The 19218-nt window shown below is 51.9% G+C and carries 22 protein-coding genes; 2 read left to right on the forward strand and 20 right to left on the reverse strand.

Annotated features, from left to right (window positions below):
• Window positions 1-2 precede the first annotated feature (2 nt).
• The 15 genes from tig to HXW73_RS09390 all read right to left on the reverse strand — a co-directional run bounded on the left by tig (window position 3) and on the right by HXW73_RS09390 (window position 13997).
• Window positions 3-1355: a trigger factor gene (gene tig / locus HXW73_RS09320; protein ID WP_186252860.1), complete on the reverse strand. Its 1353-nt coding sequence runs from the start codon at window positions 1353-1355 to the stop codon at window positions 3-5.
• A 188-nt stretch (window positions 1356-1543) separates the two neighbouring features.
• Window positions 1544-1930 carry a hypothetical protein gene (locus tag HXW73_RS09325; protein ID WP_186252861.1) on the reverse strand — a complete coding sequence of 129 codons (387 nt, stop codon included), beginning with the start codon at window positions 1928-1930 and terminating at the stop codon, window positions 1544-1546.
• A complete protein-coding gene (locus tag HXW73_RS09330) occupies window positions 1930-2397 on the reverse strand; it encodes a flavodoxin domain-containing protein (protein WP_186252862.1) in 468 nt (155 codons plus the stop codon). The genes HXW73_RS09325 and HXW73_RS09330 overlap by 1 nt, the downstream gene beginning before the upstream one ends.
• A gap of 207 nt (window positions 2398-2604) precedes the next feature.
• On the reverse strand, window positions 2605-2907 hold the full coding sequence (locus HXW73_RS09335) for an integration host factor subunit alpha (protein ID WP_027335821.1): 303 nt from the start codon (window positions 2905-2907) through the stop codon (window positions 2605-2607).
• 61 nt (window positions 2908-2968) lie between these two features.
• Window positions 2969-5350, reverse strand: a complete 2382-nt coding sequence (gene pheT / locus HXW73_RS09340) for a phenylalanine--tRNA ligase subunit beta (RefSeq protein WP_186252863.1) — start codon at window positions 5348-5350, stop codon at window positions 2969-2971.
• Between the two features lie 26 nt (window positions 5351-5376).
• Window positions 5377-6396: a phenylalanine--tRNA ligase subunit alpha gene (gene pheS, locus HXW73_RS09345; RefSeq protein WP_186252864.1), complete on the reverse strand. Its 1020-nt coding sequence runs from the start codon at window positions 6394-6396 to the stop codon at window positions 5377-5379.
• A 164-nt stretch (window positions 6397-6560) separates the two neighbouring features.
• A complete protein-coding gene (gene rplT / locus HXW73_RS09350; protein WP_066317588.1) occupies window positions 6561-6914 on the reverse strand; it encodes a 50S ribosomal protein L20 in 354 nt (117 codons plus the stop codon).
• A gap of 56 nt (window positions 6915-6970) precedes the next feature.
• Window positions 6971-7165 carry a 50S ribosomal protein L35 gene (gene rpmI, locus HXW73_RS09355; protein ID WP_009724291.1) on the reverse strand — a complete coding sequence of 65 codons (195 nt, stop codon included), beginning with the start codon at window positions 7163-7165 and terminating at the stop codon, window positions 6971-6973.
• An 80-nt stretch (window positions 7166-7245) separates the two neighbouring features.
• Window positions 7246-7737 carry a translation initiation factor IF-3 gene (gene infC, locus HXW73_RS09360; protein ID WP_139197167.1) on the reverse strand — a complete coding sequence of 164 codons (492 nt, stop codon included), beginning with the start codon at window positions 7735-7737 and terminating at the stop codon, window positions 7246-7248.
• A 60-nt stretch (window positions 7738-7797) separates the two neighbouring features.
• A complete protein-coding gene (gene thrS, locus HXW73_RS09365) occupies window positions 7798-9720 on the reverse strand; it encodes a threonine--tRNA ligase (RefSeq protein WP_186252865.1) in 1923 nt (640 codons plus the stop codon).
• Window positions 9721-9926: 206 nt separating this feature from the next.
• A complete protein-coding gene (locus HXW73_RS09370; RefSeq protein WP_186252866.1) occupies window positions 9927-10796 on the reverse strand; it encodes an OmpA family protein in 870 nt (289 codons plus the stop codon).
• 288 nt (window positions 10797-11084) lie between these two features.
• Window positions 11085-11552, reverse strand: coding sequence for a DUF2489 domain-containing protein (locus HXW73_RS09375; RefSeq protein ID WP_186252867.1), 468 nt, complete (start codon window positions 11550-11552; stop codon window positions 11085-11087).
• Window positions 11553-11638: 86 nt separating this feature from the next.
• Complete coding sequence (locus HXW73_RS09380; protein ID WP_186252868.1) at window positions 11639-12745, reverse strand: COX15/CtaA family protein; 1107 nt, start codon at window positions 12743-12745, stop codon at window positions 11639-11641.
• A gap of 33 nt (window positions 12746-12778) precedes the next feature.
• A complete protein-coding gene (locus tag HXW73_RS09385) occupies window positions 12779-13297 on the reverse strand; it encodes a hypothetical protein (RefSeq protein WP_240538606.1) in 519 nt (172 codons plus the stop codon).
• Window positions 13281-13997, reverse strand: a complete 717-nt coding sequence (locus HXW73_RS09390; RefSeq protein WP_186252869.1) for an SURF1 family protein — start codon at window positions 13995-13997, stop codon at window positions 13281-13283. The genes HXW73_RS09385 and HXW73_RS09390 overlap by 17 nt, the downstream gene beginning before the upstream one ends.
• A gap of 37 nt (window positions 13998-14034) precedes the next feature.
• Between HXW73_RS09390 and HXW73_RS09395 the strand changes: the two genes are divergently transcribed.
• Entirely contained in the window at window positions 14035-14187 is a 153-nt protein-coding gene (locus HXW73_RS09395) for a DUF2909 family protein (RefSeq protein ID WP_324611657.1), read from the forward strand.
• 4 nt (window positions 14188-14191) lie between these two features.
• On the opposite strand, the gene HXW73_RS09400 is transcribed toward HXW73_RS09395, so the two are convergent.
• The 5 genes from HXW73_RS09400 to HXW73_RS09420 form a co-directional block, all read right to left on the reverse strand.
• A complete protein-coding gene (locus tag HXW73_RS09400; protein ID WP_186252870.1) occupies window positions 14192-15052 on the reverse strand; it encodes a cytochrome c oxidase subunit 3 in 861 nt (286 codons plus the stop codon).
• Window position 15053: 1 nt separating this feature from the next.
• Complete coding sequence (locus HXW73_RS09405) at window positions 15054-15638, reverse strand: cytochrome c oxidase assembly protein (RefSeq protein WP_186252871.1); 585 nt, start codon at window positions 15636-15638, stop codon at window positions 15054-15056.
• Window positions 15639-15669: 31 nt separating this feature from the next.
• Window positions 15670-17304: a cytochrome c oxidase subunit I gene (gene ctaD / locus HXW73_RS09410; RefSeq protein ID WP_186252872.1), complete on the reverse strand. Its 1635-nt coding sequence runs from the start codon at window positions 17302-17304 to the stop codon at window positions 15670-15672.
• A gap of 49 nt (window positions 17305-17353) precedes the next feature.
• On the reverse strand, window positions 17354-18424 hold the full coding sequence (gene coxB, locus HXW73_RS09415) for a cytochrome c oxidase subunit II (RefSeq protein WP_240538772.1): 1071 nt from the start codon (window positions 18422-18424) through the stop codon (window positions 17354-17356).
• A 189-nt stretch (window positions 18425-18613) separates the two neighbouring features.
• A complete protein-coding gene (locus tag HXW73_RS09420; protein ID WP_186252874.1) occupies window positions 18614-18787 on the reverse strand; it encodes a DUF2970 domain-containing protein in 174 nt (57 codons plus the stop codon).
• Between the two features lie 213 nt (window positions 18788-19000).
• Here HXW73_RS09420 and HXW73_RS09425 point away from each other — a divergent pair, with 213 nt between their 5' ends.
• Window positions 19001-19207 carry a hypothetical protein gene (locus HXW73_RS09425; protein ID WP_342211930.1) on the forward strand — a complete coding sequence of 69 codons (207 nt, stop codon included), beginning with the start codon at window positions 19001-19003 and terminating at the stop codon, window positions 19205-19207.
• Window positions 19208-19218: the final 11 nt, after the last annotated feature.

Consider the following 19218-nt stretch of genomic DNA (forward strand, 5'->3'; position numbering starts at 1 on the left):
GCTTACGCGCTGGTGGTTTCGTCTTCCTCAGCGCCCTCACCTGCCTCAGCCTGTTGCTGAGCCGCTGCCAGCACTTGCTGGTAGGACATTTCAACATCAGCGACGGTTGCTTGCTCAAGCAGCTTATCAACCGCTTTTTCTTCGAGAACGGCAGATTTGACCTGGGTTTTCATCTGTTCGTTGCCCATGTAGTAGTCAACGACCTCAGAAGGATCCTGATACTGCTCTGCCAGTTCTTCAACCTTCGCTTTAATCTCATCGTCTGACGCGTCAAGCTCGTTCGCCTTGATAACCTCAGCGAGTAACAAGCCTACCTGAACACGGCCTTTTGCCTGTTCTTCGAAAAGCTCATTAGGCAATTGGCTAACATCGAAATCTTCACCGAGGCCAAACTGCTGTGCAGCCTGACGCTTCATGCCGTCGGTCTCTTGCTGAACCAGCGCACTCGGAACAGGAATTTCATTGGCTTTCTTCAGCGCATCAAGAACCTGTTGCTTAACGCGGTTGTCGATCGCCTGGTCAGCTTCACGCGCCATGTTCTTTTTGATTTCAGCGCGGAATTTGGTTTCGTCACCACCTTCAACGCCAAAACGTTCAATAAATTCAGCATCAACCTCAGGCAGTGCCTGACGGCTTACCTTGTGTACCTTGACCTTGAAGGTAGCTTCTTTACCGGCCAGGTGTTCAGCCTGATAGTCGTCCGGGAAAGTGACCTGAACGGTCTTGTCATCGCCGGCTTTGGCACCGATGAGCTGTTCTTCAAAACCAGGAATGAAGCTATTGGAACCAATCACCAGCTCATGGCCTTCCGCACTACCGCCTTCGAACGGCTCATCGCCGAGGTAGCCCTGGAAGTCAATGGTCACTTGATCGCCGTCTTCCGCAGCAGAATCGACTTCTTCAAAGGTCGCATTTTGCTTGCGTAATGTATCGATCATTTCGTCAACATCAGCTTCGGTGATGTCTACCACCGGACGCTCCACTTCAGTGCCTTCAATCGAAGCAAGCTCGACTTCGGGATAGACTTCCATGGTAGCGACGAACTCAAAGTCCTTACCCGCTTCGTTCACGACTGGCTCAATTTGCGGGTAGCCCGCCGGATTAAAGCCTTCATCGGTAATCGCACGCACGTAGCGCTCACGCATTACTTCGCCAACAACTTCGTTACGCACGCTCTCGCCGTAACGCTGACGAACCACGGCCATCGGCACTCGCCCTTGGCGAAAACCATTCAAGCGAACGTTCTTCGCCGTTTCTTTTAAGCGAGTATTGACAGCCTCATCGATTTCGCCAGCAGGCACTTGAATCGTGATGCGGCGCTCAATCTGGGAGGTCGTCTCGACGGAAACTTGCATGAATTGTCCTCTAACGGCTGGGCGTTGTGTTGATTGCTGTAAATAAGTCCAAGGGGCAATTTTAAGAACCCTGGCGCATCGTGGCAAGCGCCATGCTCGCAAGATGGGGGCAGCCACGTGAAATACAAGGGGATGGTGTTGCTTTCAGAGCCCCTTTGACATCAATTTAGTGCCAAGACGGGCGATTTTCATGATCTACCGCCTTGATGTTCGGCCGCCCACCACAGACTGATAACATGGGCGACAAGGCCAAAGGTGCTTGCATGGGAAATAAACACCTGCCAGCTCATCCAGTCAGTGAATAGCGCATGCCAGGCCCCCATCACCAACACCCCGAGCATCATCATAATGGCAAGACGTTTGAGCATCCCAGGGAGCTGCTGCCGACCATCATGGGGCAGGAGGCGCCATTGCAAGACGGTCGCCACCAACACAACCACCAGGGCCAGCAGTATCAACGTCAAGCGGGTTTCGTGACCACCCGCCATGTAACGAGGCAAGGCGGCGAGCATCACGACACACAGGCCCAAAGCGCTGCTCACTTTATTGGCTGACGCTGGCACCCCCGTCTGCATCAGCTATTCACCGGCAGTTGCTCAGATGCCAGCCATGCTTCTACCCAGGGCAATGCCGCGTCATCGGCCATAAAGGTTTCCATGGCATCAACTTCCAGTCGCTCACCCAGACGTGTTGCGCCAAGGTCGGCCAGCAACTCATCCAGACGACGTCCCGCACCACAAAAGGTGTCGCCGTAGGAGCTATCGCCAAGCGCGATCAGGCCGTAAGACAACGCGGAAAGCGATGGGCTCTGAGTCTGAAGGTCGCGAACAAAAGGAACAAAGTTGCCTGGAAAATCACCGCTACCAGTGGTCGATACGCAAAACAGTACGAGATCCGGCGTTGAATCGGTAATGTCCCCCAGTACTGGCTGTTCTAGAATATCAACTACGTAACCCGCTTCCTCAAAGAGCGGCTTGACCTGCTCAGCCACGTCCAATGCACCGCCGTACATGGTGCCTACTGCTATACTTAGCCGAGGCATTACGACTCCTCAAACAAGGTGGTGTACCGCCGACCAAGAGCCAGCTAATACCTGATGAATATACTCAAATATTAACACGCCATAGCGATGTGGCGCACCCTCTAGAGGACCTCTACCATAGTGAATAATATAAAGCCCCCGTCGACACGGGCTGCGTCGACGGGGGCTATTAGTGGCTTACAGGCAAAACAAAGCATTTACGCTAGTTTATGATGCCGAACCCCGATATTGCTCGACTTGCTGCTTGAGCTTTTGCCCAGGTCGGAAAGTGACAACCCGGCGAGCTGAAATGGGTATTTCTTCACCGGTCTTGGGGTTGCGCCCAGGCCGCTCACGCTTATCGCGAAGATCAAAATTACCAAAACCTGACAGCTTCACCTGCTCGTTTTCTCTTAAGCAGGCTCGGATCTCCTCAAAGAAAGCCTCAACCATGGCTTTCGCTTCCCGCTTGGAAAACGACAGCTCAGTATGTAAATGCTCCGCCAGCTCTGCTTTGGTTAACGCACCCATGGGAATCCTCCGTGTAGCACAAAGCCGCCAAGCATACGAAACAGACCGCACCTTGGCATTTTTAGCCGCGTAGCTCAGCGCCCAACTCAGCCTGCACCTGCGCCACTATCGACTCTACCAACTGATTGATTTCTTCATCATTAAGCGTGCGCGATGGGTGCTGCCAGGTCAAGCCTAGCGCGATACTTTTGTATCCTTCAGCGACGCCCTTACCAGCATAGACATCAAATAGCGTTATGTCTTTCAGGTATTGGCCTGCTTTTACCTGCGCACTATCCAGCAACGTCTGCACGGGGCGATCACCGGGAAGCGTAAAGGCTAAATCACGGCGCACTTCCGGAAAGCGTGACAGCGGTTCGAAAGCAGGTACACACCCCTGACTCAAGTGATCTAGGCGCACTTCAAATACGACCGCGTCGACCTTAAGCCCAAGCGTTGCCCTCACTTGAGGATGCAGGGTACCAATCCAGCCCGCCGGCTTGCCGTCAAACAGTACTTGAGCGCTCTGGCCTGGGTGCAAGGCAGGATGCTCGGCAGGCTCGAACCGCCACGCATCGCGATTGCCCCCCAATGTCAGCAAGCTTTCCAGGTCGCCTTTAAGGTCGTAAAAATCCACGCTGACCTTCTCGCCGCTCCAACCTTCTGGGTCGCGGCTGCCGCACACCAGCGCTCCCATCATCGGTACTTGCGATAAAGCATCCAACTCCCCGTTAAACACCAACCCCGTCTCAAACAGACGCACCCGGCTTTGTTGACGGTTAAGGTTGTGCTCCATCGCTCGCACCAGTCCCGGCATCAGGCTGGCACGCATCACCGACATATCGGCGGAAATGGGATTGGCAAGAACCGGCGATACGGCGTCTGGCAGCATGGCCGACTGCAGCTCCGGGGCAACGAAACTATAGGTAATGGCTTCCTGAAACCCTCGCGCCACCATTTGCCGGCGCAGCCGCCCCAGGGAAAGCGTAGCTTCGTCCGCGGGACGCAGCGACAGACGTGCAGCCGGGCGACGAACCGGCAAATTATTGTAGCCGTGGATCCGCGCCACTTCTTCAATCAGGTCTTCTTCAATGGAAACATCAAACCGCCAACTGGGCACATTCACCAGCCAGTTGCCTTCGCTTTCTCTGACGCCGAAACCCAGACGCTTGAGAATATCGCTGACATCATCGTTGGCCAAACGCTTCGAAAGGGCTTTTTCAAGCCGCTCACCGCGAAGCGTAATGCTCTTCGTGGCCGGCATTGCGGCCTCACTCTTCGCCTCGACAATGGGCCCTGCCTGGCCACCACATATCTCCAGAAGCAGGCGTGTCGCACGTTCGATAGCGAGCGGCGTCACTTCCGGGTCGACACCGCGCTCAAAGCGATGTGAGGCATCGGTGTGCAAGCCATAGGAGCGGGCTTCGCCGGCAATGGCCACTGGGCTAAAAAAGGCGGCTTCCAGAAAGATCGTCCGTGTTGTTTCACTGACACCAGACAACTCGCCCCCCATGATGCCGGCCATCGCCAGCGGGCCTGTTTGATCGGCAATCACCAGGGTTTCAGGCCGCAGAGCCATCTCCTGCCCATCCAGCAGCGTCAAAGTCTCCCCGGGGCGAGCCATCCGGACAACGATACCACCACTGAGGTTTTCCCGGTCAAAAGCGTGCATTGGCTGGCCAAGCTCCAACATCACGTAGTTGGTAATATCAACGACCGGGTCAATCGAGCGGATACCGCTGCGCCGCAAGCGCTCAACCATCCAGAGGGGTGTTTCAGCGCTTGTGTTGACATTGGTAATGACACGACCTAGATAACGCGGACACTGCTCCGGCGCTTCCAGGTCGACCGCGAAGGTATCGTCGATCGTGGCAGGCACCGTCACTACTTCCGGTTCCGATACCATCAGGCGGTTAAGCACCCCCACCTCACGGGCCAAGCCTTTAATACTCAGACAGTCGCCTCGGTTAGGCGTGAGATCGACCTCAATGGTCATGTCATTGAGGTGCATATACTCACGAAAATCCATGCCAGTGGGCGCTTCGCTGGGCAGTTCGAGAATACCGGCCGAGGTATCTTCCTCAAGGCCAAGCTCGGAGGCTGAGCAAATCATGCCTTGCGACTCGACGCCACGCAGCTTGGCTTTTTCAATCTTGAAATCACCAGGCAATACACCACCGACCCGGGCAAATGGCACCTTTTGGCCTACGTCGACATTGGGCGCCCCGCAGACCACCTGAACCGACGAACCACTGCCGTCATCTACCGTGCACACGTTGAGCTTGTCAGCATTGGGGTGACTTTCCCTGGTCAGCACTTCCGCTACTACCACGTCGCTGAATGGCGCTGCCACCGGCTCAACAGCATCGACTTCCAGGCCTGCCATGGTGATCTGGTCGGCGACTGCTTGCGTATCCAGCTGCGGAGAAACCCACTCACGCAGCCACTGTTCTGAAAATTTCATGATCGTTCCTGTGGTTGGCGGTGGTCTTAAGCGAATTGACGTAAGAAGCGCAGGTCGTTTTCAAAGAAAAGACGCAAGTCATTGACGCCATAACGGAGCATTGCCAGGCGCTCAGCGCCCATACCGAAAGCAAAGCCCGTAAAACGCTCTGCATCGATACCGGAATGACGAAAGACTTCCGGATGGACCATGCCGCAGCCCATCACTTCCAGCCAGCCACTGTGCGAACAAACACGGCATCCCTCACCACCACACATGACGCATTGAATATCAACTTCCGCCGACGGTTCCGTGAACGGAAAGTAGGAAGGACGAAAGCGTACCGAGAGATCATCTCGCTCGAAGAATGCCTGCAGGAAATCTTCGATCGTACCTTTCAAATCCGCAAAGCTGACATCTTCATCCACCAACAAGCCTTCGACCTGATGAAACATCGGCGTATGAGTCAAGTCCGAATCACTGCGGTAGACACGCCCCGGACAGACAATCCGAATGGGTGGCTCGGTGCTTTTCATGGTCCGCACTTGCACTGGCGAGGTATGGGTCCTCAACAAACGCGTTGCATCAAAGTAAAAAGTGTCGGCCATGCCGCGAGCCGGGTGGTGCGAGGGGATGTTGAGCGCCTCGAAATTGTGATAATCGTCTTCAATTTCAGGCCCTACGGCAACGTCATAGCCGATGCGGGTAAACAGTCCCTCGATCCGCTCCAGTGTGAGGGTCACCGGGTGCAGACCGCCCGCTGATTGGGTGCGACCGGGCAAGGTAACATCGATACGCTCCGCCGCCAGACGCGCTTCAAGGGCCTCGCTTTCAAGCTGCTGGCGCTTGGCATCGATCTCTCCCGCCAATGTCTGCTTGGCTTGATTGATACGCTCACCTGCAGCTGGACGCTCTTCGGCGGACAGTTTGCCAAGCCCTTTAAGCAACGCCGTCATTTCGCCTTTTTTGCCTAAATAACGTACGCGCACTTCATCCAATGCAGCGACGCTCTGTGCCGCCTGAATGGCGTCGCGTGCTTCAGATACCAGCGCTGGAAGGTGGTCCATCCTGTTTATCTCCGAATTAAGCGATTTCCATCCTGAGGATGGCGTGTCACATTATGATTGAAGAGCGTGACATAAAAACAGGGGAAGAGCGGCTGCTCTTCCCCTGTATGGGTCACGCTAAAATGACCGTGGCATTCACTGGCACCGCTGGCGCCAATTGAAGCTTATTGGGCAGCCTTGGCTTTTTCCACGATGGCAGCAAATGCCGCTTTTTCATGAACGGCCAGATCCGCCAGCACTTTGCGGTCAATTTCGATACCAGCTTTCTTAAGGCCGCCAACGAAACGGCTGTAAGACATACCGTTCATGCGAGCGCCCGCATTGATGCGCTGAATCCACAACGCACGGAACTGACGCTTACGATTGCGGCGGTCACGGTAGGCATACTGACCGGCTTTGATAACCGCCTGCTTGGCTACACGGAACACACGCGAACGTGCACCATAATAACCTTTGGCCTGCTTCAATACTTTTTTATGGCGACGACGGGCAACTACGCCACGCTTAACACGAGTCATAACACACTCCTGACTTTATGACTGAGGCAAATGCACTCAGTATAGAAAATTCGACGTTACAGATTCGGCAGCATGCGCTGGATAAGCGCTTTATCAGACGCATGAATCTGTTTCATACCGCGCAGTTGACGCTTACGCTTGGTCGACTTCTTGGTCAGAATGTGGCTACGGAAAGACTGCTTGTGCTTGAAGCCATTGGCTGTCTTCTTGAAGCGCTTTGCAGCACCACTGTTGCTTTTGATTTTCGGCATGAGGAAAACTCCGCTCGATGTTTTTTAGAAAACCCAGGGCCAACTGCCAGTAATGACAGCCCGTTAACTTCGCCGTTGGATCACTTCTTTTTCGGGGCAAGGATCATAATCATCTGGCGGCCTTCCATTTTCGGAAATGACTCCACCGCTCCGATATCTTCCAGGTCGGCGGCAATCCTTTCCATCAGCTTTCTGCCGATATCCTGGTGCGCCATTTCACGACCACGGAAGCGCAATGTGACCTTACCCTTATCACCACCTTCTAAAAAGCGCGTCAGGTTTTTAAGCTTGACCTGATAGTCGCCTTCGTCGGTGCCAGGCCGGAATTTAACTTCCTTGACCTGGATTTGCTTCTGCTTTTTCTTTTGAGCCGCTTTTTGCTTCTTCTGCTCAAAAACGAATTTGCCGTAATCCATAATCTTGCAGACGATGGGATCGGCATTCGAAATTTGCACAAGGTCCAAACCGGCAGATTCCGCACGTTCCAACGCTTCGGTGGTAGGCACTACACCTAACTGCTCACCGTCGCTATCGATAAGACGTACTTCTTGCTCGGTAATTCGCTCGTTCATTGGTGGGCGCTTGTCTGCTGGACGCCCGCGCTGGTTGCTTCTCTTGATCGTTCCGTCTCCTTAGGCAATTGACGATGTCGCCAGGGCTGCTCGTTCAGCACTGAAACGCTCGATAAATTCATCGACCGTCATGGTGCCGAGATCTTCGCCGCTGCGAGTTCGCACGGCCACTGAGTCAGCGTCGACTTCCTTATCTCCTACCACCAGGAGATAGGGAACTTTCTGTAACGTATGCTCGCGGATTTTAAAGCCGATCTTCTCGTTCCTCAAGTCCGCTTTTGCTCGCATTGCATTTTTTTGCAAACGTTGCTCTAAAGCAAGGGCATAATCACGCTGTGAATCGGTTATCGTCATCACGCTGACCTGCTGCGGCGCTAGCCATAATGGCATTGCGCCTGCGTAGTGCTCAATCAAAATTCCCAAAAAGCGCTCGAAGGAACCTAATATCGCACGGTGCAGCATTACTGGCGTTTTGCGAGCCCCGTCTTCGGCAACGTATTGCGCCCCGAGCCGACCTGGCAAATTAAAGTCGAGTTGTAGCGTACCACATTGCCACACGCGATTCAGGCAATCGCGCAGTGCAAACTCAATCTTCGGACCGTAAAATGCCCCTTCACCCGGCTGCAAATCCCAATCAAGCCCGGTGGCATTGAGCGCAGCCTCCAATCCTTGCTCGGCCTGATCCCACATATCGGCCTCGCCCAGAAAGTCTTCAGGCCGGGTTGACAGCTTAAGCTCCACATCTTCAAAGCCCAGCGTTTTATATACCTGCAGCGTAAGTGCAATGAAGGCTTCCGCTTCCGCCTGAATCTGGCTTTCAGTACAAAAGATGTGTGCGTCATCCTGTGTAAAGCCGCGTACACGCATCAGGCCATGCAAGGACCCAGACGGCTCGTTGCGGTGACAGATACCAAACTCTGCCAAGCGTAATGGCAAGTCACGGTAACTCTTGAGCCCCTGATTAAAGACCTGCACATGACACGGGCAGTTCATGGGCTTGACCGCATACTCACGCTTTTCCGATTCCGTGGTGAACATCAGTTCATTATAGTGCCCCCAGTGACCCGACTTCTTCCACAGGGAAAGATCCACGACCTGGGGCGTCTTGATCTCCTGGTAACCGTGTTCACGCTGGATCTGGCGCATGTAATCTTCCAACGCCTGGTACATCGTCCAGCCGTTGGGGTGCCAGAACACCATGCCAGGGGCTTCTTCCTGAAGGTGAAAGAGGTCCATCTTGCGCGCCAGCTTGCGATGATCCCGCTTTTCAGCCTCTTCCAGGCGCTTTAGATATGCCTTGAGCTGTTTTTTGTCGCCCCATGCCGTTCCGTAAATCCGCGTCAACATGGGATTCGAGGCATCACCGCGCCAATAAGCCCCCGCCAGCTTGGTCAGCTTGAAGGCTTTGAGATGGCGCGTATTGGGGACATGAGGCCCCCGACACATATCGGTATATTCTTCATGGTGATAGAGCCGGATGGTGGCGCCTTCGGGAATATCCCGAACTATTTCCTGCTTATAGGGCTCATCACGGTGCAGGAAGGTCAGCATGGCTTGATCGCGATCGACGTACTCCCGCACGACGTCATATTCGTGATCAATGAGCGCTTTCATGCGGGCCTCTATAGCCTCCAGATCATCAGACGATACCGAGCCACCAAATTCAATATCGTAATAGAAGCCGTCTTCAATGACCGGGCCAATCGCCATCTTCGCATTGGGATATAGCTGCTTGACGGCATGGCCAATCAAATGCGCGCAGGTATGCCGGATAATATCTAGCCCCTCAGGGTCACGGGCGGTGAGAATGGCCACTTGGGCGTCTTGCTCAATCAGATCAGCAGCATCAACCAGGGTGCCGTCGATTTTTCCGGCAACGCAGGCCTTAGCCAAACCAGGGCCAATGGACTCTGCCAGTTGCATAATGGAAAGTGGTTCATCAAACGTTCTCTGACTGCCGTCTGGCAGTGTCACAATGGGCATGCGAATTTTCCTTGAGCGCAGTGGTGATCCATACCAAGGATCACATTTCGCTATCAATGATGTAAAAAAATAGGTTAACGATAACAGCGAGCAAGGCTAACAGATGCCAGCCTCTGTATAAATAAAAAAGCGGAGGGCTTAAGCCCCCCGCTTCATTCAACTACCGCGTTTTAAAAAACTTAAAGTCTTCGAGCTAAGTGTGAAACTTAGTTCCACTCATCCAGCTCTACACGACGGTTTTCAGCACGGCCTGCATCTGTATCGTTGGTTGCAATTGGCTGCTCTTCACCAAAGCCTTCAGCCATCATGCGGTTAGACTCAACGCCGCGAGTCGCGAGGTAGGCAGTAACTGACTCAGCACGGGCCTGGGAAAGGTCCATGTTGTACTGCGCAGAACCTACAGAATCGGTATGGCCTTCAATACGAACGCGAACATCGGGGTTGTTGACCAAGCGCTCGGCAACACCGTTCAGCACGTTACGTGCTTCAGCGGTCAGTTGAGCGGAGTCAAACTCAAAGTTGACATCCTGTAGCACGACACTGTCAGGGCAACCTAGTGAATTGACTTCAACACCTGCCGGCGTGTTGGGGCACTGGTCACGATAGTCCGGCACGCCATCGTTATCAGAGTCCAGCGGGCAACCGTTGGCATCTACCTCAACGCCTGCGGGCGTACCCGGGCACTGATCGCGGTAGTCCGGCACGCCGTCGTTATCAGAATCTAACGGACAACCTTCAGCATCGACAGCTGCGCCAGCAGGAATGTCACCGCCGTAGCTCGGGCACTGAGGTTCAGGCTCAGGGGTGTTATCGGCACACAGCATAGCACCGATAGTGGCACCTGCTGTCGCACCGACAGCCGCGCCTGTGTCTTCGTCAGAGCTACTGCTGCCCGCGTAGCCGATACCACCACCAATTACGCTACCGGCCAAGCCACAAACAAAAGGATGCTGATACCAGCTACGATCGCTGCTAGCACTCATTTGGCCGGAAGACTGAGAGGCAGAGCTGGCACAGCCAGATAGGCCTACTACCAGAGCAGAACCGATTAGCAAGCCAGTCGTTGATTTTTTCATGCAGAACTCCTTCTTGATCCAATGCTGACATGGTCATTAGTAACCAGATCATCTAATGCTTCTTTTTTTAAGCGAGAGCATCCATTTTTCGCTTGCCTAACACCGCACTCGTTAGCTTCCTCGATGCTAGACTGTTGCTCATGGTACCGAATCAGTGCTTGCGGGCAACATGCTATATATCAACTTGTTGCTGACACCGATGTTCTTCAGCATAGCAAATTAAGCGCATAGAGCACTATAAACCAGCCGTTACACTTAAAAAATATGGGCAATCGATCTATTGACAGCTCAATGAAGCCCTTGCCCACCCTTTTTACGCCACGTCATTACAGCCTGCGCAGCGGCTAACACGGCACCTCGCATTTGCTTTTCCGCTGCGAGACGCTCACGGTCTTCTTCCATGCGCTCACGCGGCGTCAACTGTTGCCTGGCCGAATGGGTTTTAAGATGCTTTGTACGCTCATAATGCTCAGCAAAAGCTTGAAACTCAGGCTTTTCGGTCAGGCTCGGGTCAATAATCTCCAACAACACTTTGCAACGCCAGGCACCTTCAGTAATTTCCACCTGCTCCTGAACCAAAGCAGCGGTTACCCAGTCGAGATTTTCCAGGCTTTTCAGCTGTGCCTGCTGGTCTTCAGCAACGCGAAACGCATCACGCCGCTTAACTTCCTTGCGCAGACGGTAGGCATAGCCAGCCAGTCCGGCAATCGCTACGACTGCAACCAATAAGAGTAGCAATGCGTACGTCAGACTCATGATGCTCCTTACCCAAACCTATCAATTGCTTTACCAGAATTATACATATCAATCACGATAACCTTACAGCATCTATATCGATCACGCTAATCATATCGAGCTTGCCGATTGGCGGCGAGCGGTATTACTTCGACGTGCGAGTTTGCCTCATCAGGTGATAAATAGTTTGCTGCCGCAGAAGAATTAAGCCTGTGAGCATTGTGATCCACCATGTTGTATCGCCACTGCCGCCAGGCAATTAAATAGCTAACGGTAAGCGCCATCGCTCCGGCGGTATGCAGTAATGCCAACCAAAGCGGTAGCCACAGAACAACACTGGCAATGCCGAGGGCCACCTGAAGGCAGTAGATTCTTAATACCGTAAGTAAGCCACGCGCCGCTCTGTCATGCCGATATCGCCACCACAAGACCATTAGGGCCACTCCCAGCAAGCCACCTCCCAGCCGATGCATCATATGAATCGCGGTTCGCGCATCAGCGTGCAACTGGCCATGCAAATAATTGGGTCCAACGGTTTGGGTCAGGTGGAAGCCTTCACTAATATCCATTTCAGGCCACCATTGTGCATTGCACGACGGAAAGCCCTGGCATGAGATACCAGCGTAGTTGCTCGAAACCCAACCCCCCAAGGCTATCTGGCAAAATAATAATACGCCCACCAGCCACCAATTTGCAGATGCACGACGTGGCGGCCGATCAGAATTTTGCTGTAATGCTTTTAGACGGCAATACAGCAAAACAAACAGTAACAGAATCCCCATACCACCCAGCAAATGCAGCGTAACCACCTGGGGCCATAATTTAAGGGTCACGGTTAACGCGCCAAACGCCCCTTGGGCAGCAATAGCAAGCAATAAGATAATACTAATATTCCATGGATACTGCTTTACATGTCTTAGTGGCCAGCCTAGCCACAGCAGCAGAATGACAGTCGCACCGAGCATGGTTGCAACATAACGATGGAACATTTCAAGCCAAGCTTTCGATGTTTCCAATGGGAAGGCTGGATAACTCACCGCAACGTCATTTGCTGTAGGCACTACCCATTGGCCGTAACACCCTGGCCAATCGGGACAGCCTAAGCCTGCGTCAGATAAGCGCGTCCAGGCACCTACCAACATCACCAGGGCGGTAAAAAAAATACCGATAAATGAAAGCCCCTTGACGACGACAATACGCTGTTGATCAACCATTGAGTCCCTCCACGGCAAAGCGATCGATCTACGCTACCTGGCGTTGACCTTGAATAGGTGTTGCGTGTCATCAAGAATATCGGCCACCGGTACAGACGCAGAAAATGACAACGCAGGGCGCCCCTGGGGATCAATCAACCACACGCTATTCACTTTTCGCCAGGGAGGAGTCTCCTCCCAACGCGCCAATTGCTCACCAGGCAATGCCTGGCCTCCTCCACCGATATTCAGTCGTGCCAATCGATGGGCGTCACGCCCCAGCGCGCGATGCATTCGCCACAGGATGTCACGGCGCTCAGCACACTGAACCGAACAATCAAACGCTAATGTCCAATGATCTTCACCAACGTCAGCCTTGGAAACCGTTTCAACTGGCCAATGCTCAAGCCATGGAAGTTGCTCAGCAGGTGAACCGCTAGCCGTGATCTGCTCAGGGACGCCGATACGCCACTCAACCATCCCCCAGGCGGTGATAATAGGCGCGGAAAAAATGATGAATATCAATAGCAACTTAATCCGCTGACGATTAACTGAGTTAATGGCTATCATCATATCCCCCCTCATGATGTTCTAGGCTCGAATAAAGGTAACGCCTGCCAACCCACATCGTGATCAGCGCTACCAGCGCAAGCCCCCACCACTGAAATGCATAGGCAATATGCCGACTCGCAGGCATCACATTGGCTTGCCACCATTCTAAGAAAACGCCGTCGCCGGTTTGCGCATGCACCCACCCCTGGTAGCGAAAGTCGGGTATCACCCCCTGCCAAGGCGTAAGGCTGATTTGTTGAAGGCGCTCTTCTTCTAGGTTAGGGCCGAACAATAGACCGTCATCCTTTGCTTGCTGCCATTTACCAGTTAGAGAAACTTGCTCTTGGGGGGTCGATATACTTGGTGAGTCACGACTGGTCCCGGTTTCAACAAAGCCACGCTGAATCAACCAGTACTGACCAAATCTATCTTTAAACGGGGTTAAAACGGCAACCCCCAAACGTCCATCGACAATTCGGTTATCTAAAAAAAAGCTATGCTCAGATATATACTCACCATTGAGCGTAAGCTCAGCCCCTTCGGTAGGTAGCGTTTGCGGGTCAACCAGTGCAGGCGCATTGTCTCGAGCTGAAGCCGCCGCTTGTTTATTATTGGCCCTGTCCCACTGCCATGCGCCAAGAAAGCCGCCCAGCAGCACCAACGACAACCAGAACGTATACCAGCCATATAGACGCCAGCGACATGAGGAGTACTTTTTCATGCTACTTAAATCACTCATTATCATTGTTTTTTTCGCTATGTTGATTAGCTTGGCAGTAGGCGCTGGTTACCTGCTACGCGATGGCTCTTCGTCTAAGCGACTTCTTACATCTCTAAAATGGCGGATAGGCTTTGCTGCTCTGCTCTTATTGCTCATTGTCTATGGATTCGGGAGCGGCCAACTCACCTGAGTGCTCACACGACATAAACGAAGATAAACAATCCTAACCATACAACATCAACAAAGTGCCAATACCAGCAGGATGCCTCAAAACCAAAGTGCTCGGTATCCGAAAAATGCCCGCGTATAATACGCGCCAGCATTACCATAAGAATCAAAGTGCCAATGATGACATGAACGCCATGAAAACCCGTTAAGATAAAGAACGTAGACCCAAAAATACCGGCTTCCAGCGTAATACCATAATGCTGGTAAGCTTCATAGTACTCGACGCCTTGAATAAAAATAAAACAGCAGCCAAGTATTACCGTCCCTGCCAGCCAGTTCCTGCATACGCGACGTTTTTCGGCCTTGAGTGCTTCATGAGAAATCGTCAATGTGATACTGGAAGTAACCAACAGCAATGTATTCACCAATGGCAGTTGCCAAGGGCTGAAGACATTATCGGGGCCTGAAACTGAAGCATCCGGGGGATTTAACAAAGGCCATTCGGCAATAAAGTTCGGCCATAAAAGTGCCGAAACACCTTTTGCACCTTCACCGCCCAACCAGGGTATAGCAAACATACGAACGTAAAAAAGCGCACCGAAAAACGCGGCAAAAAACATCACTTCGGAAAAGATGAACCACCCCATCCCCCAGCGAAATGAGCGATCCATCTGACTATCGTAGAGCCCTAAATGCGATTCATTAATCACATCACGAAACCAGAATGCCATGACCGCTATAACGGAGATAACACCTATCGCGATAAGTAAGCTTGTACTGCCATAGACAAGCTGGGCGCCTAACCCCACCATCATAAAACCGGTTGCCAGAGAGCCCAGAATCGGCCAATAGCTTTTTGCAGGGACATAATAACTTCCGCCACTCATTTTAAATCTCCCCGTTTTTGTTATTCATATATTGCGCCACTGCCGGGCGGTCATCACTTTCATTAAGAGGGTATAGCGTATATACCAATGTAACGGTCGCTATATCCTCTGGCAAGGTGTTATCCAGTTGAAAAACAAGCGGAATGGTCAAATTCTCGTTGGCATCAAGACGCTGTTCCTGAAAACAAAAGCAACTTACCTTCCGCACATGAGCGGAGGCAGTAGATGGACTAACGCTGGGTACTGCCCGACCCCAACTGGTCGACTGGCTACGATTAGAGAACGTAAAGTCAATCTCCGTCGTTTGACCGGGATGTACCTGGACTTGGTGGGTTTCCACACCAAGTTGCCAGGGAAGCCCGGCACTTGTCCGGGTAATAAACTGGACTGTCACATAGCGGTCGCTATTAACGTCATCACCTAAAACTTGTTGCGCAGAGGTACTGACCTTTCCATTAATACCTGTTACTTCACAAAAAACGTCGTAAAGAGGCACTAATGCAAATGCAAATGCAAACATACCAATCAAGGCGAAAATCGTCTTGGTGACCGTTTTCTTGACACCTTCCGCTTGGTGTGAACGCATATTTCACTCCAGATGATTTAGTATGGATTGCCTATTTTTCAATTTGTCGAAATACAGGAGGTGTCTCAAACGTATGTAGAGGAGCTGGACTGGGCACCGTCCACTCTAAATCTACAGCACCTTCCCACGCTTTAGCGGGTGCTGGCTTACCGCCTCTTACGCATAAAATAATCACGAGAACGAAAAGTAATTGCGACGCACCGAAAAAGAAGGCACCTATGCTGGATACGAGATTAAAGTCGGCAAATTGAAGTGCATAATCAGGTATTCGTCTTGGCATACCGGCTAAACCAGCAAAATGCATCGGGAAAAAAGTTAAATTGACGCCAATTACAGAGAACCAAAAATGCCACTTTGCTAGCGTCTCGTTTGGATAATGTCCTGTCCACTTGGGCAACCAGTAATATACACCCGCCATAATGGCAAAAATGGCGCCAGGAACCAGCACATAATGAAAGTGGGCGACGACAAAGTAAGTGTCATGATATTGAAAATCCGCTGGCGCAATAGCGAGCATCAGGCCTGAAAAGCCACCGATGGTAAACAGCACTACAAACGCAAGCGCAAACAGCATTGGAGACTCAAAGCTTATCGAGCCACGAAAAAGCGTCGTCACCCAATTGAAGACTTTAACGCCCGTAGGTACAGCAATCAGCATCGTCGAATACATGAAAAATAATTCAGCCACCAATGGCAGGCCCACCACAAACATATGGTGCGCCCATACCAAGAAAGACAACAGCGCAATAGCAGCCGTGGCATAAACCATCGAGGCGTAGCCAAAAAGAGGTTTTCGAGCAAAAGTCGGGATAATGGCCGACACGATGCCGAAGGCTGGCAAGATCATGATGTAAACTTCAGGGTGACCAAAAAACCAGAAGAGGTGCTGAAAAAGTACCGGGTCGCCGCCGCCTCCTGCATCAAAAAAGCTGGTACCGAAGTTAATATCCATCAGCATCATGGTAATGACGCCAGCCAAAACCGGCATGACGGCAATTAACAAAAAAGCGGTTATTAACCAAGTCCATACAAATAGAGGCATATCCATCAACCGCATGCCCGGTGCCCGCATGTTTAAAATAGTCGCGATAATATTAATCGCCCCCAAAATGGAACTAATACCCGCAATATGCAGTGCAAGAATAAAGAAGGTCGTTGATGCTGGCGCATAGGTAGTCGATAGTGGCGCATAGAACGTCCAACCAAAATTAGGCCCGCCACCTGGCATCAGCAACGTAGAAAGCAACAGCGCGAAAGCGACAGGAAGCAGCCAGAAGCTAAAGTTGTTCAAGCGCGGCAGCGCCATATCGGGCGCGCCAATCTGTAACGGTATCATCCAGTTGGCAAGCCCTGTAAAAGCAGGCATGACGGCTGCAAACACCATGATCAGGCCGTGCATGGTGGTCATCTGGTTAAAAAACTCTGGTTCGACCAACTGTAATCCAGGTTGAAATAACTCTGCACGAACAACAAGCGCAAAGATGCCTCCAACAAAAAACATGGATAAGGAAAAAATCAAATAAAGCGTGCCGATCTCTTTATGGTTGGTCGTCAAGACCCAACGACGCCATCCAGTCGGTTGCGCCGGGTGATCGGCAACACCACCTGCTGTCGCAACCGTATCGCTGTGCTGCAGCGTAGACTGCAAAGGTATCCTGGGTGCCATATTTCTCTCCAAATTTATTCTTTTCGCTGTAACCTGCAGTACCTATCGATCATTCTGTTTGTTCTGCAACGCGCGCGGGCTGTACCTGCTCTTGGGTATCATTCCCCCAGGCGTTTTGCGTATAGGTAACGACTGCAGCAATTTCAACCGGATTAAGCGTATTTCGGAACGCAGGCATTGCAGCACCCGAAACGCCATTAATGACTTTATCCAAGTGCCAGTCGAGATCATCAATCAGTTGCTGATTACCCGCGAGCGCAGGAAATGCGGGGGGAGAACCCTGTCCATCTGATTGGTGACATGATGCACAAATGGATTCATAGACAGACTCTCCTCTGTCCATTAATTCGTTCATTGCCCATTCGCGCCCAACCCCCTGCGCTTCTTGCTCCGCCGCTTGTTTACGTTCTGCCAACCAGTCATCAAAGGCTTCTTCTTCCATGGCCTGAACCACTACCGGCATGAAGCCATGGTCAATGCCGCAAAGCTCCGCACACTGCCCGCGATAAATTCCTGGCTCATTAATCCTGACCCAGTTTTCATTAATAAACCCAGGAATCGTATCTTGCTTGACGGCGAGATCGGGCACCCACCAGGAATGTATGACGTCATCTGACGTCATTAAAAAACGGATTTTACGATTAATAGGTAGCACTAGTGGCTCATCAACTTCCAGGAGATAATTCTCTCCTCGCTCCTCCTCGCCGCCTACTTGACTGCGCGGCGTACTGAGGTTGGAATTGAAAGCAACATCCTCGCCCAGATATTCATACCGCCAACGCCATTGCTGCCCCGTTACCATAACGTCCAGTTCGGCATCTGAAGCATCGTACATATTCTTTAACGTAGCCGTCGCCGGCACAGCCATGCCGACAAGAATTAGCACGGGAATGACCGTCCAGAGAATCTCTACCTTGGTGTTCTCATGAAAGTGAGCGGCTTTTGCGCCTCGTGAATGACGATAGCGAAACAGCGAGTAAAACATAGCGCCAAAAACCACCACACCAATAACGACACATATCCAGAAAATGGTCATGTGCAGACCGTAGATATCACGGCTGACATTGGTCACCCCAAGCGGCATGTTCCACGATTGAGCAAAGCAGACACTGCTACTCATCACGCCTGCACTGAACACTGATGGTCGCCACCATAAGCGCATTGAAGCCCCCTTTTTTTTTGTTGTGGCTGAAACCAGCAACCTGAATGGATGTAGGCAACAGACGAGTGCCGATATAACGTTATTAACTGCAGTATAGAAAACACCCGCCAATGTTCACGTGATTTGTAAAAAATAAAGCTGGCTTGCTTATCCCGCAACGAGCGTAGCAAGCCCCCAGAGCGCCACGACAAACGCTAAGGTAATGATAATAAATGTAATAATAAATGCAGTTGGATGTTTAGAACTGAAGTCTTCGCGTCGTTGACGGTCACTTTGAACGCCGATGAGTGCTGCGAGCACCGATTTGATCACCGACCACATACTCACCTCGTTGCCGCTTGCCGCGATGTTGCTATCGACGGCTTTCTGTTCTGTTGTAATACGTTTTTTAAACGATAGCTCACGCTCGCCATGTTACCTTGCAGGTCATTCAACGCTCTTGGCACATTATTCACTTGCTAATTTACTATTCCGCTACCGACTTCTATAGTTAATTGATAATATTGATTTTAACGTGCCCTGCGGAGATAACTGATGAGCATGCAACTGTTGAAAATAACCACCCAGGCCATGGCATCGTACCTGCTGATCACGTTGCTGTCCGGCTGTACCACTTACACCTGGGAAGACGGATCAAAAGAGACCGTATTGGGTGTACCGGCAGAAGATGAAAGGCTGACGGAAGAGGAACGCCGCGCCCAAGGCGTGCGCTACCGCAAGCCTGGAGAAATACCCGAGTAATAGATCGACGG

The organism is Halomonas sp. SH5A2, assembly GCF_014263395.1.
Taxonomy (GTDB): domain Bacteria; phylum Pseudomonadota; class Gammaproteobacteria; order Pseudomonadales; family Halomonadaceae; genus Vreelandella.

Coding starts and splice junctions, on each gene's coding strand:
- HXW73_RS09395 (WP_324611657.1), top strand. CDS start 14,035: ATGTTGATTAGCTTGGCAGTAGGCGCTGGTTACCTGCTACGCGATGGC.
- HXW73_RS09325 (WP_186252861.1), bottom strand. CDS start 1,930: ATGCAGACGGGGGTGCCAGCGTCAGCCAATAAAGTGAGCAGCGCTTTG.
- coxB (WP_240538772.1), bottom strand. CDS start 18,424: ATGAGTAGCAGTGTCTGCTTTGCTCAATCGTGGAACATGCCGCTTGGG.
- infC (WP_139197167.1), bottom strand. CDS start 7,737: ATGAACGAGCGAATTACCGAGCAAGAAGTACGTCTTATCGATAGCGAC.
- HXW73_RS09335 (WP_027335821.1), bottom strand. CDS start 2,907: ATGGGTGCGTTAACCAAAGCAGAGCTGGCGGAGCATTTACATACTGAG.
- pheS (WP_186252864.1), bottom strand. CDS start 6,396: ATGGACCACCTTCCAGCGCTGGTATCTGAAGCACGCGACGCCATTCAG.
- rplT (WP_066317588.1), bottom strand. CDS start 6,914: ATGACTCGTGTTAAGCGTGGCGTAGTTGCCCGTCGTCGCCATAAAAAA.
- thrS (WP_186252865.1), bottom strand. CDS start 9,720: ATGCCCATTGTGACACTGCCAGACGGCAGTCAGAGAACGTTTGATGAA.
- pheT (WP_186252863.1), bottom strand. CDS start 5,350: ATGAAATTTTCAGAACAGTGGCTGCGTGAGTGGGTTTCTCCGCAGCTG.
- HXW73_RS09405 (WP_186252871.1), bottom strand. CDS start 15,638: ATGCGTTCACACCAAGCGGAAGGTGTCAAGAAAACGGTCACCAAGACG.
- HXW73_RS09400 (WP_186252870.1), bottom strand. CDS start 15,052: ATGAGTGGCGGAAGTTATTATGTCCCTGCAAAAAGCTATTGGCCGATT.
- ctaD (WP_186252872.1), bottom strand. CDS start 17,304: ATGGCACCCAGGATACCTTTGCAGTCTACGCTGCAGCACAGCGATACG.
- HXW73_RS09425 (WP_342211930.1), top strand. CDS start 19,001: ATGAGCATGCAACTGTTGAAAATAACCACCCAGGCCATGGCATCGTAC.
- HXW73_RS09375 (WP_186252867.1), bottom strand. CDS start 11,552: ATGAGTCTGACGTACGCATTGCTACTCTTATTGGTTGCAGTCGTAGCG.
- HXW73_RS09370 (WP_186252866.1), bottom strand. CDS start 10,796: ATGAAAAAATCAACGACTGGCTTGCTAATCGGTTCTGCTCTGGTAGTA.
- HXW73_RS09420 (WP_186252874.1), bottom strand. CDS start 18,787: ATGTGGTCGGTGATCAAATCGGTGCTCGCAGCACTCATCGGCGTTCAA.
- HXW73_RS09385 (WP_240538606.1), bottom strand. CDS start 13,297: ATGATGATAGCCATTAACTCAGTTAATCGTCAGCGGATTAAGTTGCTA.
- HXW73_RS09390 (WP_186252869.1), bottom strand. CDS start 13,997: ATGAAAAAGTACTCCTCATGTCGCTGGCGTCTATATGGCTGGTATACG.
- tig (WP_186252860.1), bottom strand. CDS start 1,355: ATGCAAGTTTCCGTCGAGACGACCTCCCAGATTGAGCGCCGCATCACG.
- rpmI (WP_009724291.1), bottom strand. CDS start 7,165: ATGCCGAAAATCAAAAGCAACAGTGGTGCTGCAAAGCGCTTCAAGAAG.
- HXW73_RS09380 (WP_186252868.1), bottom strand. CDS start 12,745: ATGGTTGATCAACAGCGTATTGTCGTCGTCAAGGGGCTTTCATTTATC.
- HXW73_RS09330 (WP_186252862.1), bottom strand. CDS start 2,397: ATGCCTCGGCTAAGTATAGCAGTAGGCACCATGTACGGCGGTGCATTG.